This is a genomic window from Streptomyces sp. NPDC045967, from assembly GCF_056430495.1.
Genome location: NZ_JBWKLE010000025.1, coordinates 1 through 15,598, shown reverse-complemented (window position 1 = coordinate 15,598; position 15,598 = coordinate 1). Strand labels below are relative to the sequence as shown.

12 protein-coding genes are annotated in these 15,598 nt (G+C 74.2%); 7 read left to right on the top strand and 5 right to left on the bottom strand.

All coding sequences use genetic code 11. The features are described 5' to 3' along the window. The first annotated feature begins 133 nt into the window (after positions 1-133). Positions 134-841 (top strand): cyclodityrosine synthase, encoded by a 708-nt coding sequence (locus AC07FY_RS30350; protein ID WP_479012756.1) that lies wholly within the window; start codon positions 134-136, stop codon positions 839-841. After that, positions 831-2,015: a cytochrome P450 gene (locus tag AC07FY_RS30345; RefSeq protein ID WP_479012753.1), complete on the top strand. Its 1,185-nt coding sequence runs from the start codon at positions 831-833 to the stop codon at positions 2,013-2,015. Before AC07FY_RS30350 ends, AC07FY_RS30345 begins: the two co-directional genes overlap by 11 nt. A gap of 77 nt (positions 2,016-2,092) precedes the next feature. On the opposite strand, the gene AC07FY_RS30340 is transcribed toward AC07FY_RS30345, so the two are convergent. Together AC07FY_RS30340 and AC07FY_RS30335 are read right to left on the bottom strand one after the other, a co-directional pair. Continuing rightward, positions 2,093-3,286 carry an MFS transporter gene (locus AC07FY_RS30340; RefSeq protein ID WP_479012750.1) on the bottom strand — a complete coding sequence of 398 codons (1,194 nt, stop codon included), beginning with the start codon at positions 3,284-3,286 and terminating at the stop codon, positions 2,093-2,095. Positions 3,287-3,385: 99 nt separating this feature from the next. Next, a complete protein-coding gene (locus AC07FY_RS30335; RefSeq protein ID WP_479012748.1) occupies positions 3,386-3,997 on the bottom strand; it encodes a sigma-70 family RNA polymerase sigma factor in 612 nt (203 codons plus the stop codon). A 91-nt stretch (positions 3,998-4,088) separates the two neighbouring features. Here AC07FY_RS30335 and AC07FY_RS30330 point away from each other — a divergent pair, with 91 nt between their 5' ends. The 3 genes from AC07FY_RS30330 to AC07FY_RS30320 all read left to right on the top strand — a co-directional run bounded on the left by AC07FY_RS30330 (position 4,089) and on the right by AC07FY_RS30320 (position 7,387). Then, a complete protein-coding gene (locus AC07FY_RS30330) occupies positions 4,089-5,042 on the top strand; it encodes a GlxA family transcriptional regulator (RefSeq protein ID WP_479012745.1) in 954 nt (317 codons plus the stop codon). 100 nt (positions 5,043-5,142) lie between these two features. Beyond that, positions 5,143-5,904, top strand: coding sequence for a VOC family protein (locus AC07FY_RS30325; protein WP_479012940.1), 762 nt, complete (start codon positions 5,143-5,145; stop codon positions 5,902-5,904). Positions 5,905-6,016: 112 nt separating this feature from the next. Then, the gene (locus AC07FY_RS30320) at positions 6,017-7,387 is read left to right on the top strand and encodes an FAD-binding oxidoreductase (RefSeq protein WP_479012742.1); all 1,371 of its coding nucleotides are present in this window, start codon (positions 6,017-6,019) and stop codon (positions 7,385-7,387) included. Between the two features lie 65 nt (positions 7,388-7,452). Here the strand turns inward: AC07FY_RS30320 and AC07FY_RS30315 are convergent, their stop codons facing one another. Next, a complete protein-coding gene (locus AC07FY_RS30315) occupies positions 7,453-7,884 on the bottom strand; it encodes a VOC family protein (protein WP_479012739.1) in 432 nt (143 codons plus the stop codon). A 230-nt stretch (positions 7,885-8,114) separates the two neighbouring features. Between AC07FY_RS30315 and AC07FY_RS30310 the strand changes: the two genes are divergently transcribed. Further along, the gene (locus AC07FY_RS30310) at positions 8,115-9,398 is read left to right on the top strand and encodes a phosphoribosyltransferase family protein (RefSeq protein WP_479012736.1); all 1,284 of its coding nucleotides are present in this window, start codon (positions 8,115-8,117) and stop codon (positions 9,396-9,398) included. Positions 9,399-9,567: 169 nt separating this feature from the next. On the opposite strand, the gene AC07FY_RS30305 is transcribed toward AC07FY_RS30310, so the two are convergent. Together AC07FY_RS30305 and AC07FY_RS30300 are read right to left on the bottom strand one after the other, a co-directional pair. After that, entirely contained in the window at positions 9,568-11,514 is a 1,947-nt protein-coding gene (locus tag AC07FY_RS30305; protein WP_479012939.1) for a potassium channel family protein, read from the bottom strand. 113 nt (positions 11,515-11,627) lie between these two features. Then, complete coding sequence (locus tag AC07FY_RS30300; RefSeq protein WP_479012733.1) at positions 11,628-12,584, bottom strand: NmrA/HSCARG family protein; 957 nt, start codon at positions 12,582-12,584, stop codon at positions 11,628-11,630. Between the two features lie 649 nt (positions 12,585-13,233). Here AC07FY_RS30300 and fusA point away from each other — a divergent pair. Continuing rightward, positions 13,234-15,315, top strand: coding sequence for an elongation factor G (fusA, locus tag AC07FY_RS30295; protein ID WP_479012730.1), 2,082 nt, complete (start codon positions 13,234-13,236; stop codon positions 15,313-15,315). The last annotated feature ends 283 nt before the right edge of the window (positions 15,316-15,598 follow it).

Sequence of the window (15,598 nt, the reverse complement as noted above, 5' to 3'; positions counted from 1 at the left end):
TGTCCAGCATGTGAGTTACCAAAGAGGAATATGGAACCGAGCCGTCACTCTCAGGTACCTTCCATCACGTCGTCGCCACACCCGGGGCACAGGGCCCCACGGGACTCGCGACGGCCAAAGGAACCGACGTCTGTTGACGACAGCCACAGAAGTCTTCATGGTCCGGCCTTTCACCCCTCACTGCGAGGTGATCCACTCCGAGGGCGACCACGCGGTCATAGGCATCTCCCCCGGGAACAGTTATTTCTCCGCACAACGCGTCACCGATCTCGCCCACTGGGGCATGCGCAACTTCCGCCAGGTCGACCTCATTTACACCGACCTGCACGTGGCCGAGATGTACGAGGCACTCGGCTACGCACCGGACGAGGCGCGGCGCAAGGCGGTCAAGAACCTGCGCGGGGTCCGCGCGAAGGTCAACAACGCCGCGGCCGACGCCGATCCGACCGGAGCCCGCCTGCGGGCCCGCCCCATGTCGTCGCTCACCGACATCCCCGCGTACCGCAGGCTCCACAACCACCTGAACAACCTCCTCGACACCGACCCGGAGTTCCGCGAGACCTGCAACTCCCTGGTCGACGCGTTCCTCTCCTCGAAGGTGCTCGGCGGGGAGACCGCCACGCTGCGCCAGCGCGAGGTCTGCCTGGAGTACGTCTGCGCCGAGGCTCCGCTCTTCCTGGACACCCCGGCCATTCTCGGCGTGCCGTCGTCACTCAACTGCTACCACCAACTCCTGCCGATGGCCGAGCTGCTGTACTCCCGCGGCTCGGGTCTGCGAGCCTCGCGCAACCAGGGCCACGCCGTCATCACCCCCGCCGATGGAGGCCCCGATGCCCACTGACACGCTCCTCGACTTCCCGTTCTCCGCGCGCGGTGACCAGCTCCCCCCCGAGGTGGAGCGGCTGCGGGACGAACCGGTCAAGCGGGTCCGCACGATCGCCGGGGACGAAGCCTGGCTCGTCTCCTCCCATGCCCTGTGCAAGCAGGTGCTGGAGGATCCGAGGTTCAGCCTGAAGGACACTTCCGCTCCGGGGGTGCCGCGCCAGTACGCCCTGACGATCCCGCCCGAAGTCGTCAACAACATGGGCAACATCACCGGCGCGGGGCTGCGCAAAGCCGTCCTGAAGGCCATCAACCCCAAGACGGCCGGGATGACCGACTGGATGCGGCAGGAGGCCCACTCCCTCGTCGACTCCATGCTGACCGCGGGCGCCCCGGTCGACCTGCGCGCCCAGTTCACCAGCCCCTACGCCGAGCAGCTCCACTGCCGCATCCTCGGCATTCCCGGGGCGGACGCCCCCCGCCTGGCGGCCAGTCTCGACATCGCGTTCATGAACTCGGCCTGCCCGATCACCGGAGCCAAGCTCAACTGGGACCGCGACATGGCCTATATGGTCGAACGCCTCGACGACCCGGCCGTCACCGGGCTGATGGCCGAACTCGCGGCCCTGCGCAAGGACCCCGACTACGCCCACCTGACGGACGAGATGCTCGCCACCGTCGGAGTCACCCTCTTCGGCGCGGGTGTCATCTCCACGATGGGCTTCCTCACCATGGCCCTGGTCTCGCTCATCCAGCACCCGGAGGTCTGGCAGCAGATCCGCCAGGACCCCTCCAGGATCCCCGCCGCGGTCGATGAGCTCCTGCGCATCAACCTCTCGATCGCGGACGGCCTGCCGCGTCTCGCCCTCGAGGACGTCACCCTCGGGGACGTGGAGGTGAAGAAGGGTGAACTGCTGCTCGTCCTGGTCGAAGCCGCCAACACCGACCCGGACGTGTACCCCGACCCGCACACCGTGGAGATCGACCGGCCGAACGCCGCCACCCACCTGTCGTTCGGCGGCGGTCAGCACTACTGCCCCGCCACGGCCCTCGGCAAGCGGCACACCGAGATCGCCCTGGAGGTGCTCGTGGAGAAGATGCCCGGCCTCCAGCTCGCGGTGCCGGTCGACCAGCTCGTCTGGCGCACCCGCTTCATGAAGCGGCTGCCGGAGCGGCTGCCGGTGCTCTGGTAGCAGCCGGACGGCCGGCGGCGCGGGGTGCGGGAACCCGTCTGCGGCTCACCCACCGCGCGCCGCCGGCCGCGGACCGGCTACCGGTGCGGCGCCCCGGCCGGCCGGCGCAGCAGGTAGACGCCCGCGCTCGAGACGAGCACGGCCATGCAGGCGACGAACACCAGGCCCGCCCCCTCCAGACCCATCGGTCCGGACAGGAGGCCGACGCCGATCACCGGCACCGAGATGCCCGTGTAGGCGACCACGAAGAGCGTCGAGATCACCGCCGCGCGCCCGTCCGCGGGAGACGCCTCGGCCACCGCCGACATCGCCCCGCGGAAGGCGAGCCCCTGGCCCGCCCCGCCGACGAGGGCGCTGAGGACCACCAGCGCCGGCAGCTCCCGGACCAGGGCGCCCGCGAGCAGCGCCAGTCCGGCGAGGAGTGCGGCGCAGCCGAGGGGCAGCGAGCGGGGCGCCCCCACCCGGCCGGCGACCAGTTGTCCGGCGACCGACGCGAAGAAGGCCAGCGCGACGACCAGCCCGCTGACGGCGTGGTGGTGCACGCCCAGGGACTGCGCGAGGAACGCCGGGCTGACCGAGGTGAAGAGCCCGAGCAGGGCGAAGCCGACGAACGAGGCGATCGCGGCGGGTCCGAAGACCGCTCGTACCTGCGCCGGCAGGCCGGGCCGCTGCGGGCGCACGGTACGCAGCGGCCGCCGCTCCTCCACCGTCTCCGCGAGCCGCAGCAGTACGGCGGCCGAGCCGGCGACCAGGACGAGGTGGACGGCGAACGGCAGCTCCAACGGCCGGGCGGCGTACTGGGCGAGCACCCCGGCGAGCAGCGGACCGCAGCCCAGGCCGCCCATGTTGGCGGCGGTCGCCACGAACGTGGCCCGGGAGGCGCCGCCCCGCGGGGCCAGTTCCCTCACATACACCGTGGCGGCGCCGGTGAACAGGCCCGCGGACACTCCCGAGAGCAGCCGGCCCGCGTAGAGCCAGCCGAGTCCACCGGCGCACAGGAAGCAGACGGCGCTCGCCGCCGCGCAGCCCAGCCCGACGAGCAGGACCGGCCGCCGGCCCACGGCGTCCGAGGCGTTGCCGGCGAGCAACAGCACGCCGATGACCCCGAAGGCGTAGACGGCGTACACAACGGTCACGATCAGCGCGGAGAAGCCGAATTCCTCCTGGTAGAGGCCGTAGAGCGGGGTGGGCAGCGTCGTGCCGGCCATGCACACGGCGAAGACCGCCCCGCTCAGAAGGCACGGGCGCCAGCCCCCGCGTTCACCGTCCATGCCGCCGACGGTAGCGCCCTGCCCGGTCCCGCCCCGGCGCGCCGTGCCCGGCGCGCGGCGGGCGCGGCCGGATCGGAGGACCAGTGGGCCGGCCGTCGCTCAGGCGTCGCCGCGCAGCCGGTCCCGCTGGATCCGGCGGGCGAGGGCGCGGCGTACCGAGGGCGATCCGGTAGCGGGGGCGGGCGGTGCCTTCGGCGGAACGTCGAGGGCGCGGCTGATGGCGTCGTACGCGGCCTGGTGGGCGGCGGGCAACCGGGCCCGGTGCACCCGCAGGTCCGCTTCGAGCAGGCGGCGCAGTTCGTCGACGCCGCGGGGCGTGAAACGCTTCCCGCCGCGGGCGAGGGCGTCGACGGTGCGGGTGCAGTGGGCGGTGTCCCCCAGGGTGTCCGACACCTCCTCGGCCAGGCCCCACAGGCGTCCTTCGAGCCACGGGGTGTCGTCCTGCCCGAGGCGGAGCCCGACCGGCGCCGGGGGCCCGTCCTCCTTGTGCTTGGCGACCTGCTTGGACACGGCGGGCTGGCTCATGTCGGTGAGCCGGGCGATCCGTTCCTGGGTCCAGCCGAAGCCGACGAACACCTTGATCATCTCGGTGCGCAGCCGGCGCATCTCCTCGCCGGCGCGGATGACCTCGTTCATACCGGCGAGCATCCGCTCGGCCTGTTCCTCGGTCAGCACCTCGGGGTTCCGGGACTCTTGCCCTCCATCAGCCATCCCTCGGTTATACACCGGGAACCGCCCGTCCATAACCGAGTTGTATAACCTGGTTGAGGCCGGCAGGCAGGGCATCTGCCAGACTCCCCGCATGCCGCCCTTCACCTCGGTCGCCGCCTACGCCCCGCCCGGCGTCGGCCTGCTCGCCGTGGGTGTCGTCAGCGAGGTGTTCGGCCCGCGCGAGGGGCTGCCGCGCTTCGACCTGGCGCTGTGCGCCGACCGGCCCGGCCCCGTCCCCACCGACATCGGCGTGCCGCTCGCCGTCGCGCACGGGCTGGAGCGGATGGCCACCGCCGATCTGGTCGTCGTCCTGCCCTGGGCGGACTTTCGCACCCCGCCCGCGCCGGCCGTGCTCGCCGCACTGTCCGCCGCCCACGCACGCGGCGCCCTGGTCGCGGCCCACTGCGTCGGGACCTACGCGCTCGCCGCCGCCGGGCTGCTCGACGGCCGGCGCGCGACGACCCACTGGCGGTTCGCGGACCTGCTGGCCGCCCGCCACCCGGAGGTCAGTGTCGACCCGCACGCGCTCTACGTCGACGAGGGCCGCGTCGTCACCGGAGCGGGCGCGGCCGCGGGCTTCGACCTCTGCCTGCACCTGATCCGGCGCGAACACGGCGCCGCGACCGCCAACGCCATCGCGCGCGACCTCGTCCTGCCCTCGCACCGGGAGGGCGGGCAGGCCCAGTACCTGACCGCGCCCGTCGCCGAGGACGCCCAGGACACCCGCCTCGCCGACGTCCTCGCCTGGGCCCGCGAGCACCTCCACGAGCCGCTGCCCGTCGCGGAACTGGCCCGGCGCGCCGTGATGAGCAAGCGCTCTTTCTCCCGCCGCTTCGCCGCGGCCACCGGCACCACTCCGCACGCCTGGCTGGTCGGCCTGCGGCTGACCCGCGCCGAGGAGCTCCTGGAGACCAGCGACCTCCCGGTCGAGGAGATCGCCCGGGCCGTGGGTTTCGCGAGCGCGGCCGTCCTGCGCGAGCAGTTCGTCCGCCGGCGCGGTGTGCCCCCGCGCTCCTACCGGCGCTCCTTCACCCGGACGCCGTAGCGTGCCTCGAAGGGGGAGGTCCGCGGCGCTAGTGTGAGCCGGACCCGGCCATAGGCGAACGCGGACAAGGTGGGCTGCTGTGTCGACATCCAGTCACGAGATGTGCGGCGCGCCCTGCTGGGTCAGCCTGTTGACGGGGGACCTCGCCTCGGCCCAGCGGTTCTACGGCGCCGTCATGGGCTGGCACTTCCGCGCCACCCGGCTCGGGGAGGGGTTCTCGATCGCGTTCCGCGAGGGCGCCCCGGTTGCCGGGCTCGGCGCGCTGGCCCACCGGTTGGCCATGCCGGCCGCCTGGACCCCGTACTTCGCCGTCGACGACGCCGACGTCGCGGCGGCTCGGATCGTCGAACGCGGCGCGACCATGGCGGTGGGACCCCTCGCCTTCGGCACCGGACGCGCCGCGCTGGCCGCCGACCCGGACGGAGCGGTCTTCGGCTTCTGGCAGGGAGAGGTCATCCCGGACTGGACCGTCGGCCGCGGCGACGCCCCCGTCTGGCTCGAACTGCGCACCCGCGACGCGTTCGCGGCGGCCGTCTTCTACGGAGAGGTCCTGGACTGGGCCGGGGAACGGGCGGGCTGCTGCACGGTCTCCTACGAACACGAGTACGTCGTCCTGCGCCACGGGAGGGACACCACGGCGCGCATCGTGGGCGGAGCCCTCGAGGAGGCCCCCGACCCCCAGGTCCGACCGCGCTGGCACATCCACTTCCGCGTCGCCGACCTCGAGGCGGCCGTGGAGACCGCCACCGGGCTCGGCGGCCGCGTCGTGACGCCCGTGGAGAACACGAGCACCACCCGCTCGGTCACGCTGGCCGATCCGGACGGCGCGTCGTTCACCGTCGTGGCCCCGCAGGACCACTGAGCCCGCGGCGGGCCCGCCCGCCGCGGGCCTCGGGTTGAGGCTTCGCCGCTCCGGCGTAGCGTGGAACGTGCCGGACATTCGGCGGCACGACCCCACACGAGGAGCGATGGCCATGGGCAGGCCCTCGATCGACGAGTTGCGCGCACGGGTACGCGGGGCGGTCATCGCCCCCCAGGACGAGGGCTACGACGAAGCCCGCAGGGTCAACAACGCCATGATCGACAAGCGGCCGGCCGCCGTCGTGCGCTGCGCCAACGCGGGCGACGTCATGGCCACGGTGGGCTTCGCCCGCGACAACGGGCTGGACCTCGCGGTCCGCGGCGGCGGGCACAGCGTGCCCGGCTTCGGGACCTGCGAGGACGGCGTGGTCGCCGACCTGTCCGGGATGCGGTCCGTCCGGGTCGATCCCGGCCGCCGGACGGCCCGCGCGGACGGCGGGGCGACCTGGGGCGACTTCAACGCGGCGACGTACGCCTTCGGCCTGGCCACCACCGGCGGGATCATCTCGACCACCGGTGTCGGCGGTCTCACCCTCGGCGGCGGCATCGGATACCTCGCCCGCGGCCTGGGCCTGAGCTGCGACAACCTGCTGTCGGCCGATGTGGTGACCGCGGACGGCCGACTGCTCGTGGCGAGCCAGGAGGAGAACCAGGACCTGTTCTGGGCCCTGCGCGGCGGCGGCGGCAACTTCGGCGCGGTGACCTCCTTCGAGTTCGCGCTCAGCCCCGTCAAGGACGTGTACGGCGGGCCGATCCTGTACGAACTGGCCGACGCGGCCACCGTCCTGCGCTCCTTCCGGGAGATCATCGCCGACGCCCCCGAGCAGCTCGGCGGCTTCCCGGCCTTCCAGATCGCCCCACCGCTCCCCTTCATCCCGCCGGACCGGCACGGCGAGCCCTTCGCCCTGATCGTGGCCTGCTGGTCCGGGCCCGTCGAAGAGGGCGAAAGCGCCCTCCAGCCCTTCCACGACATCGCGCCGGTGGTCGCCGAGCACGTCGGTCCCATGCCGTACCCGGCGCTCAACAGCGCCTTCGACGCGCTCGTGCCGCCCGGCCTCCAGCACTACTGGAAGGCCAACTTCGTGACGGAGCTGACCGACGAGGCGATCGAGGCGCACCTGCGGTTCGCGCCGGACCTGCCCGCCGTCAACTCCACCGTGCACATCTATCCCATCAACGGCGCCTGCCACCGCGTCGCACCGGACGCGACGGCCTTCGCCTACCGCGACGCCGCGTTCGCCACCGTCATCGCCGGGATGTGGCCCGACCCCGCGGACAACGAGGCCAACACCGCGTGGGTCCGCGACTACTACGAGGCGACCGCCCCGCACTCCGAGGAGGGCGGTTACATCAACTTCATGGCCGACGACGACCAGAACCGGATCCGGGCCAACTACAAGGGGAACTACGACCGGTTGGTGGAGGTCAAGCGGGCTTGCGACCCGGGGAACCTGTTCCACGTCAACCAGAACATCAAGCCGTAGCCGCAGCCGTGGCGGAAGGCCCCGTCCGGCACGGAGGGCGGCCGCCGGGCGGCGGCCGCCCCCGCTCAGCGCTCCGAGAGGTCCGACGGCGCCTCCTGCACCACCCAGCCGTTGCCGTCCGGGTCCTCGAAGGTCATGAACGAGTTCCAGGTCCCGCCCTTGCCGTCCGCCCAGCCCGAGGCGCCGAGATGGCGGACCGGGGACACGTCCACACCCCGGTCGACCAGCTCCGCGCGGGCCGCCTCGATGTCCGTCACGCAGATCTGGAGTCCCTGGAGCGCGCCCGGCGCCATCGGCTTCGTACCGGGCGCCGGGGGCATCCCCTGGAGCATCGCGATCGAACAGCGGGAGCCGGCCGGGGTCATCTGGATGATGCGCACACCGGGGGCGACCTCGTCGTCGAGGTCGACCGCGAAACCGACCTTGTCGGCGTAGAACTCCTTCGAGCGGTCCATGTCGCTGACGGGCACCGGCACGACCTCGAGTGTCCACTTCACGAAAAACGTCTCCTCACGAACGAGCGGATGGGGCCGGTCCCACCCTCGCCCACGCGGCAGCGGCCCCGCGCCCCGAAACGCCGAACCCGGCCCGGTCCCTCGACGCCCCCGCCCCCGCCCACCGCCGATTTGCGGTGCGCCGCGAGGTGGGGTTGGTTCGAAGGAGGCGCGTACCGTCGCTTGACGTCTCCGCGCCCGCCCGCCTCCCCGCGCTTCGGAGGTGAACCACAGTGATCTTCGCCGACCGTGAGGACGCCGGACGGCGCCTCGCCGGCGTCCTCGGACACCTGCGACAGGAACGCCCGGTCGTGCTGGGGCTGCCGCGCGGCGGGGTCCCCGTCGCCTTCGAGGTGGCGCGGGCGCTCGGCGCCCCGCTCGATGTGATCGTCGTCCGCAAGCTCGGGGTCCCCCACCACCGCGAGCTGGGCTTCGGTGCCATCGGCGAGGGCGGGGTACGGGTGGTCAGCGAGGAGATCGTGCGCCGCAGCCGGGCCTCGGCCGCGGATCTCGCCGCGGTCGAGCGCGCCGAGGAGGCGGAGCTCGCCCGGCGGGCCGCGGCGTTCCGCGCCGGCCGGCCACGGCTGGAGCTCGGCGGGCGGACGGTGGTCGTCGTCGACGACGGGATCGCCACCGGGGCCACCGCCGCGGCCGCCTGCCGGGTGGTACGGGCGATGGGCGCGGCCCGCGTGGTACTGGCGGCTCCCGTGGCCCCGCCGGACGCGGCCGCGCGACTGGGCTCCGAGGCGGACGACGTGGTGTTCCTGTCCACGCCGAGCGGATTCTCGGCCGTCGGCCAGTGGTACCGGGACTTCTCCCAGACTCCCGACGAGCAGGTCGTCCGCCTGCTGGCCCGGGCGGCGGGGAGCGGGCCCGAAGCGGCGCCCGAGGAGCAGGTCCGGGTGGACGCCGGGGGCGTCGCGCTGGCCGGTGACCTGGCCCTGCCACCGGGCGCCGCAGCGGTGGTGGTGTTCGCGCACGGCTCCGGCAGCGGCCGGCGCAGCCCGCGCAACCGGTCGGTGGCCGCGGGGCTGCGCCGCGCGGGCCTGGGCACCCTGCTCTTCGACCTGCTCACCCCGGAGGAGGAGGCCGACCGCGCGAACGTCTTCGACATCGAGACGCTCGCCGGACGGCTGACGGACGCCACGCACTGGCTGCGGCGCCGTACGCCCCTCGCCGTCGGCTACTTCGGGGCGAGCACCGGAGCGGCGGCGGCCCTGTGGGCAGCGGCGGACGCCGGACCGGAGGTCGGCGCCGTCGTCTCCCGCGGCGGCCGCCCCGACCTCGCCGGGGCCCGGCTCGCCGCGGTACGGGCGCCGACCCTGCTCATCGTGGGTGGGCGCGACACCACCGTCCTCGACCTGAACCGGCGGGCGCAGGCACGGCTGCGCTGCGAGAGCCGCCTCGACGTCGTCCCCGGCGCCACGCACCTCTTCGAGGAGCCGGGAACCCTCGACGAGGCAGCCGCTCTCGCCCGCGACTGGTTCACACGGTTCCTGGGGCCGGCGGACCGGTAGCCCCGGCCGGCGCGGCACGCGCCGCGGCCCCGGCGGGCAGGTGCTCCACGGCGAGCGGTCCGAAGGTGATCCGGGTCATCGATCCGTCGTCGGTCCACTGCGCTCACGGTTGTGGGCGGGGAGTCCGGAAGGGGCCGTGAAAGCATGCTGTGCGTGCCGTCGCGCCGGGTCAACGGGCAGGTCCGGACCGGTGGTTGGGCGGCAGACCGGTTGGAGAGCCCTGCGCCCCGTCAGGGCCGGGCGCGGCGCTCCCCGTACGGCCGAGCAGTTCGGCCAGGCCCCGGCGGGTGGCCGCGAGCACCACGCGGTCCTCGGGCTTCAGGACGTACCCCGGGTGCGGCTGCCACGCCAGTCCCGGTCCCGGGACCGTCCCCTCGCGGGGAACCATGGCCAGGTCGGGGCGGCGCTCCGCAGGCGAGGCGGTGTCGAGGGCCACGACCCGCCAGGCGCCCGGACGGAAGCACTCGGTGACGGTCCGGCCCTCGAGCGCGGCGTGCCCCGCCACGTCGACGACGGCGAAGAGCAGCACCCGGCGCTCCACCGCTATGGCTCCGAGGATCTGCCGGCCCATCATCGCCCCGGCGAAGGCGGGGGCGGCGAGGTGGGTGACGCTCCGGCTGCGGGTGAGCGCGCCGGGGTGGGCGGCCCGCAGGGTGCGGTAGACGGCGGTGGCGAAGTCGTCCTCGTACAGCCGCATCACGACCCGGAGGTCGGGTTTCACGCCGCGCGCGTACAGAGCGGCCTCCAGGTTGGTGGTGTCCGAGCTGGTGAGGGCCAGCAGGGCGTGGGCCCGGTGGACGCGGGCGGCTTCCAGCACGCCCTCGTCGGTGACGTCCCCGACGACGACGGGCACCCGCAGGCGGCGCGCCAGGGCCAGTCCGCGGGCACGCGGGTCGGACTCCACGCACACGACCGGAATCTGCAGCTCCCGCAGACGCGCCAGCACCCGGGTACCGATCTTGCCCAGGCCCAGCAGCACCACGTGCCCGGACAGGCCGCGCGGCGGGCGGCGCAGCACCGTGGCCGTGCGGAAGGCGCCCAGCGCCTCGAGCGCGGCCGCGACCAGGACGGGCAGCAGCAGGAGGCCGACGAACCCGGTCAGGATCTGGAGCACCTGCCGCTGCGTCGGGGCGCCGACCGCCGGTTCGTTGATCGCGAACAGGTCGAGCAGCGTCACGTACGCCGCGTGCAGCGGGTGGTCGCCCGTGGTCACCCAGGAGGCCACGGCCAGTGCGGTGACGGCTGCCACGATGCCGGCCAGCGACCAGCGCAGCCTTCGGGAGAAGAGCGAGGCCACCGGCAGCGAGGCGGCGCTGAGGCGCGCCGCCGACGGAGCGGGCCCCGTGTGCGTCACCGTTTCCAGGGCCACGGTGCCGCGCCCCGTCGCGGCCGCCACCGCGCGGTCGTCGGGCAGCAGTTGGAGCCCGCGTTCGCCGCCGAGCACCGAACTCTCGCTGCCGGCCGGGTCGGTGGACGTCGCGGACAGCAGCGCGAGCGTGCACAGACCCGGATCGGCCGTCTCGCCGCGTCCCGAGGGCATGCGTTCCACCGCGCGCAGCAGCAGCCCGTCCGCCTGGACCACCTTGCTCGTACCGGCGACCGCGCTGGCGGCCAGTGCGGGGGCGGCCGTGTCGGCGTCGGACAGGACGGTCGTGGCGGAGTCGTGGTCGCGCGGTTCGGTCCCCGGCTCGGCGACGATCGCCGCCTGGTCCAGGAGGTCTTCCAGGTGCTCGCCGAGCTTGCGGTTGTAGAGCCGGATCACGAGCCGCAGCCCGGGATTGAGCCGGCGCGCCACCAGGGCGGCCCGTACGTTGCGGTCGTCGTCCTCGTAGACCAGCGCGAGCGCGGCCGCCCCGGCCACGGCGGCGCCCAGCACCTCCTCGTCCGGCTCGGCCGCCTCCACGATCCGCGGCTCCTCCGGCGGCCCCTCCCCCGCCGGGACGCGGGACGCTCCGGGCGGGGGGACCCGCCCCCGCCGCCCGCGCCGGGCCGTTCGGCCCACGGCGAGCGGCGCCTCCCTGGTGGGCGGCACGACGAGCGTGACCCGCTCCCCGTACACCTCGGCGAGTTCGACCGCCAGCCTGCGGGCCAGTCCGTCGTCCCCGCACACCACCATCCGGCCGGTGGCGTCCGGGACTTGATGCATCTGCTGCGGAATCTGCACGGGCCCAGCATGCCGTGCGCCGGTGACACCGGACGGGGCGGGCCGGGCCGGCGCCGGCCCGGCGGCTACTTCGCCAGGGCGGTGCGCACGTCGTCGCGGTGGGCGGCCAGCCAGGTCCCGAAGTCCTGGAGCTCGGGGTTGAGTTCGCGGATGGCGGCGAGGTCCCGGGCGGCCGTGAAACGGTCCTCGCAGTCGGCGTAGTACTGGAACATGTTCCCCGCCTCGTCCGCCCCCGGGGTGCCCAGCGCACGGAACGCGTCCGCGCTCAGAGGGCGGTAGCGCACGGTCTCGCCGAGCGTCCCGGTGAGGGCCGCCGCCATGTCGGCCACCGTGAGGTGCTCGCCGGCGATGCTGACGGTGGCGGCGATCAGGTCGGTGTCGCGCTTGAAGACGGCCAGGGCGGTCCTGCCGACGTCCGCCACGGCGATGCCGGAGAGCCTGCTGTCGCCCATCGGGAAGACCAGCTCGAGCACGCCGTCCTCGCCGCGCCGCGGGGCGAAGGTGGTGAGCAGGTTCTCCCAGAAGAACGTGGTCCGCAGGAAGGTGGTGGGTACGCCCTCCTCGGCGAAGTAGTGGTCCGCCTCCGCCTTGCCGTCGAAGTGCGGCACCTTGTACCGCTCCTGGAGGGTGGGCATCCGCGGGTCCTCGAGCGGGATGCAGGTGCGCGTGTCCTCCAGCGTGGACCAGATCGCGTGCTGGACCCCGGCGTGGGAGGCGGCGCGGGCGAGGGCCAGGGCCTGGGCCTTCTCGCGCTCGGCGGACATGTGCTCCCAGAAGTTGGTGACCAGGAACGCCCCGTAGGCGTGCTCGAAGGCGGGCGCCAGGCTCGCCTCGTCGTCCATGTCGGCCTGGACCACCTCCGCTCCGAGCCGCGCCAGCTCGCCCGCCTGCGGCGAGTCGGCACGCCGGGTCACGGCGCGCACCGCGAATTCGCTCCCGGGGTCCGCCAGGATCGCCCGCACCAGGCCGCCGCCCTGCGAGCCGGTGGCACCGAACACTGTGATGGTCTTCTTCTCAGCCATGCCCCCTTCATCGCACACTCCGCGCACCGCGGGGCGTCACGCCACGCCACCCGTACGGGGGTCGAGGGCCCTGGCGCCGTGATCCGGACGGCACGACGCGGCGGAGCCGGGGGCGTAACCCTTCGCGCGGCGGATCGTTTCTCCGTACGTCGCAGATACACACCCGCGTCCCCCGCGGTGTCCGCGGCCCAGGGTCCGGGGAGCACCATCTCTCCCCGGGCCCTCGGTCATCCCCCGCGCCGGGCCTTTCCCGCCCCGGGCCATTCGCCCTCGCGCCGCAGCGAGAAAATGCGATGCCCGGGCATGATCCGGTTACCTACACTCGCCCTACGCGCCGCCGATGCGACGGGGCGCGCCCGACACCGAGCGGAGAGAAGGGAGCAGGGCCATGTGTGTTCACCGCACCGCGTGCGCCTTCGCCGCCCCCTCCCGGTACGACGTGATCCCGGTGTCCCACGCCTGACGGTGCCGGCCGCGCGGCCGCCACCGTTCCCCGTGACGCCTCCTGAGTTCCTCACGCCCCTGCCTCCCCCGCCGCGCCGCGCCCCCACGGGCGTCGTCGCAGACGGGCCGGCCGCGGGGGCCGCGCCGTCCGGGAATCGCGCGCCCTCCTCCACCACGTTCGACCTCATGCGAAAGGCCTCGGGCCATGCGCGCCAACAGGCGATCCGCCGTCACCGCACCCCCTGCCACCACCGTCCGGAACCTGGGCATCCTCGCCCATGTCGACGCGGGCAAGACCACTCTCACGGAGCGCGTCCTGTTCGCGACCGGCGCCGTCCACAAGCGGGGCGAGGTGCACGACGGCACGACCGTCACCGACTACGACGCCCAGGAACGCGACCGCGGCATCACCATCTTCGCCGCGGCCGTCAGCTGCACCTGGGACGGACACCGCGTCAACCTCATCGACACCCCCGGCCACGTCGACTTCTCCGACGAGGTCGAACGCTCGCTGCGCGTGCTGGACGGGGCCGTCGCGGTGTTCGACGCCGTCGCCGGCGTCGAACCGCAGAGCGAGTCGGTGTGGCGGCAGGCGGACCGGCACGGTGTGCCGCGGATCGCGTTCGTCAACAAGCTGGACCGGGCGGGCGCCGACCTCGACACGGCGGTCGCGTCGATCCGCGAACGGCTGGGCGCCGTACCGCTGGTGGTGCAGTTGCCCATCGGCCGCGAGGAGGCGTTCACCGGCGTCGTCGACCTGCTGGCGATGCGCGCGCTGGTCTGGCCCGCCGGCTGCGACACGTACGAGACGGGACCGGTACCCGAGTCGCTGCGCGAGGAGGCCGGACGCCGTCGCCGGCTGCTCGAGGAGACGGTGGCCGAACTCGACGCCGACGCCCTGGAGGAGTTCTGCGCGACCTCGGCGCTGACCGGGCGGACCCTGGCCCGCGCCCTGCGCGCGCTGACGCTGCGCGGTGCCGGCGTCGTCGTGCTGTGCGGCTCGGCGTACAAGAACCGCGGGGTCGAGCCGCTGCTGGACGCGGTCCTCGCCTACCTGCCGTCGCCGGCCGACATGCCGCCGGTGCGCGGGACGGCGGACGGCGCGGAGGTGGAGCGCGCCCCCGACCCGGCGGAGCCGTTCGCGGCCCTCGTCTTCAAGGTGACCTCGACGGCGACCGGACGCCTCACCCACCTGCGCGTCTACGCGGGCACGCTGCGCAAGGGCGAGTCCGTCCTGGACGGGGGCACGGGCCGTACGGAGCGGGTCGGCCGGATCCTGCGGGTGCAGGCCGACCGCCACGAGGAACGGGAGGAGGCGGTGGCCGGTGACATCGTCGCCGTGGTCGGGGTGAAGGCCGCCCGGGCCGGGGCGACCCTGTGCGCGCCGGGGGCTCCGCTGCTGCTCGAACCGCCGTCGGTGGCCGAGCCGGTGGTGTCGGTGGCCGTCGAGGCCCGGCGCGGCGGGAACACCGGCCGGCTCTCGTCGGCCCTGGCCAGGCTCGCCGAGGAGGATCCGTCCCTGGTGGTGCGGACCGACGCGGAGACAGGCCAGACCGTGCTGTCGGGTCTGGGCGAACTCCACCTGGAGGTCGCCGTGGAGAAGATCCGCAGCGGGCACGGGGTGGAGGTCGTCGTCGGGCGCCCGCAGGTCTCCTACCGGGAGACCGTGGTGCGCGGGGTCGCCGGCCTGGTGTACCGGCACGTCAAACAGGACGGCGGTGCCGGGCAGTTCGCGCACGTCGTCATCGACGTCGAGCCGCTGGAGGAGGGCATGACGGGCTTCGCGTTCCGCTCGGCGGTCGTCGGCGGCCGGGTTCCGCAGGAGTACGCGCGGGCCGTGGAGGCCGGCTGCCGGGACGCCCTCGCCGAGGGCCCCCTCGGCGGGTTCCCGGTGACCGGGCTGCGTGTCACGCTCACCGACGGGGCGACCCACTCCAAGGACTCCTCGGAGCTCGCCTTCCGGGCGGCGGGCCGGTTCGCGCTGCGTGAGGCGCTGCGCCGGAGCCGGGTGGAACTCCTGGAGCCGGTCGTGGAGGTGACGGTGACGGTGCCGCAGGACGGCGTGGGGGCGGTGCTCGGTGATCTCGCGGCCCGCCGCGGGCGGGTCGGCGCGTCCACCTCCCGGGGCGGGACCGCGGTGGTCACGGCTACCGTTCCGCTGGCCGAACTGTTCGGCTACGCGTCGCGGTTGCGCAGCCGTACGCAGGGCCGGGGCACCTTCACCACCCGCCAGGCGGGCCTGGCACCGGTCCCGCCCTCGGTCGCGACCACCGTCCTGACCCGCTAGCCAGGGCTCGGGCCGCCGGGCCCTGCGGGGCTTGGCGGGGCCGGGGTGTGGGGCGGTGCCCCGCCGGAGGATCTCCTCGGCCGGGCCCTGCGGGGCTTGGCGGGGCCGGGGTGTGGGGCGGTGCCCCGCCGGAGGATCTCCTCGGCTCGCGCACGAAGCCACGGCTGCGCGGGCCGGACCCGGGTGGCGCGCTCGTCCTGCGGGGACCCTCCGCCGTGCCCCCACCCCACGGTGCGGCTTCGGAAGCTGCGGGGCGGTGCCCCGCCGGAGGATCTCCTCGGCT

Excerpts from the sequence above, each read along its gene's own strand:
- fusA (WP_479012730.1), top strand. The coding sequence starts at position 13,234 with ATGCGCGCCAACAGGCGATCCGCCGTCACCGCACCCCCTGCCACCACC.
- AC07FY_RS30325 (WP_479012940.1), top strand. The coding sequence starts at position 5,143 with ATGTGCGGCGCGCCCTGCTGGGTCAGCCTGTTGACGGGGGACCTCGCC.
- AC07FY_RS30335 (WP_479012748.1), bottom strand. The coding sequence starts at position 3,997 with ATGGCTGATGGAGGGCAAGAGTCCCGGAACCCCGAGGTGCTGACCGAG.
- AC07FY_RS30305 (WP_479012939.1), bottom strand. The coding sequence starts at position 11,514 with ATGGTGGTGTGCGGGGACGACGGACTGGCCCGCAGGCTGGCGGTCGAA.
- AC07FY_RS30300 (WP_479012733.1), bottom strand. The coding sequence starts at position 12,584 with ATGGCTGAGAAGAAGACCATCACAGTGTTCGGTGCCACCGGCTCGCAG.
- AC07FY_RS30345 (WP_479012753.1), top strand. The coding sequence starts at position 831 with ATGCCCACTGACACGCTCCTCGACTTCCCGTTCTCCGCGCGCGGTGAC.
- AC07FY_RS30340 (WP_479012750.1), bottom strand. The coding sequence starts at position 3,286 with ATGGACGGTGAACGCGGGGGCTGGCGCCCGTGCCTTCTGAGCGGGGCG.
- AC07FY_RS30320 (WP_479012742.1), top strand. The coding sequence starts at position 6,017 with ATGGGCAGGCCCTCGATCGACGAGTTGCGCGCACGGGTACGCGGGGCG.
- AC07FY_RS30330 (WP_479012745.1), top strand. The coding sequence starts at position 4,089 with ATGCCGCCCTTCACCTCGGTCGCCGCCTACGCCCCGCCCGGCGTCGGC.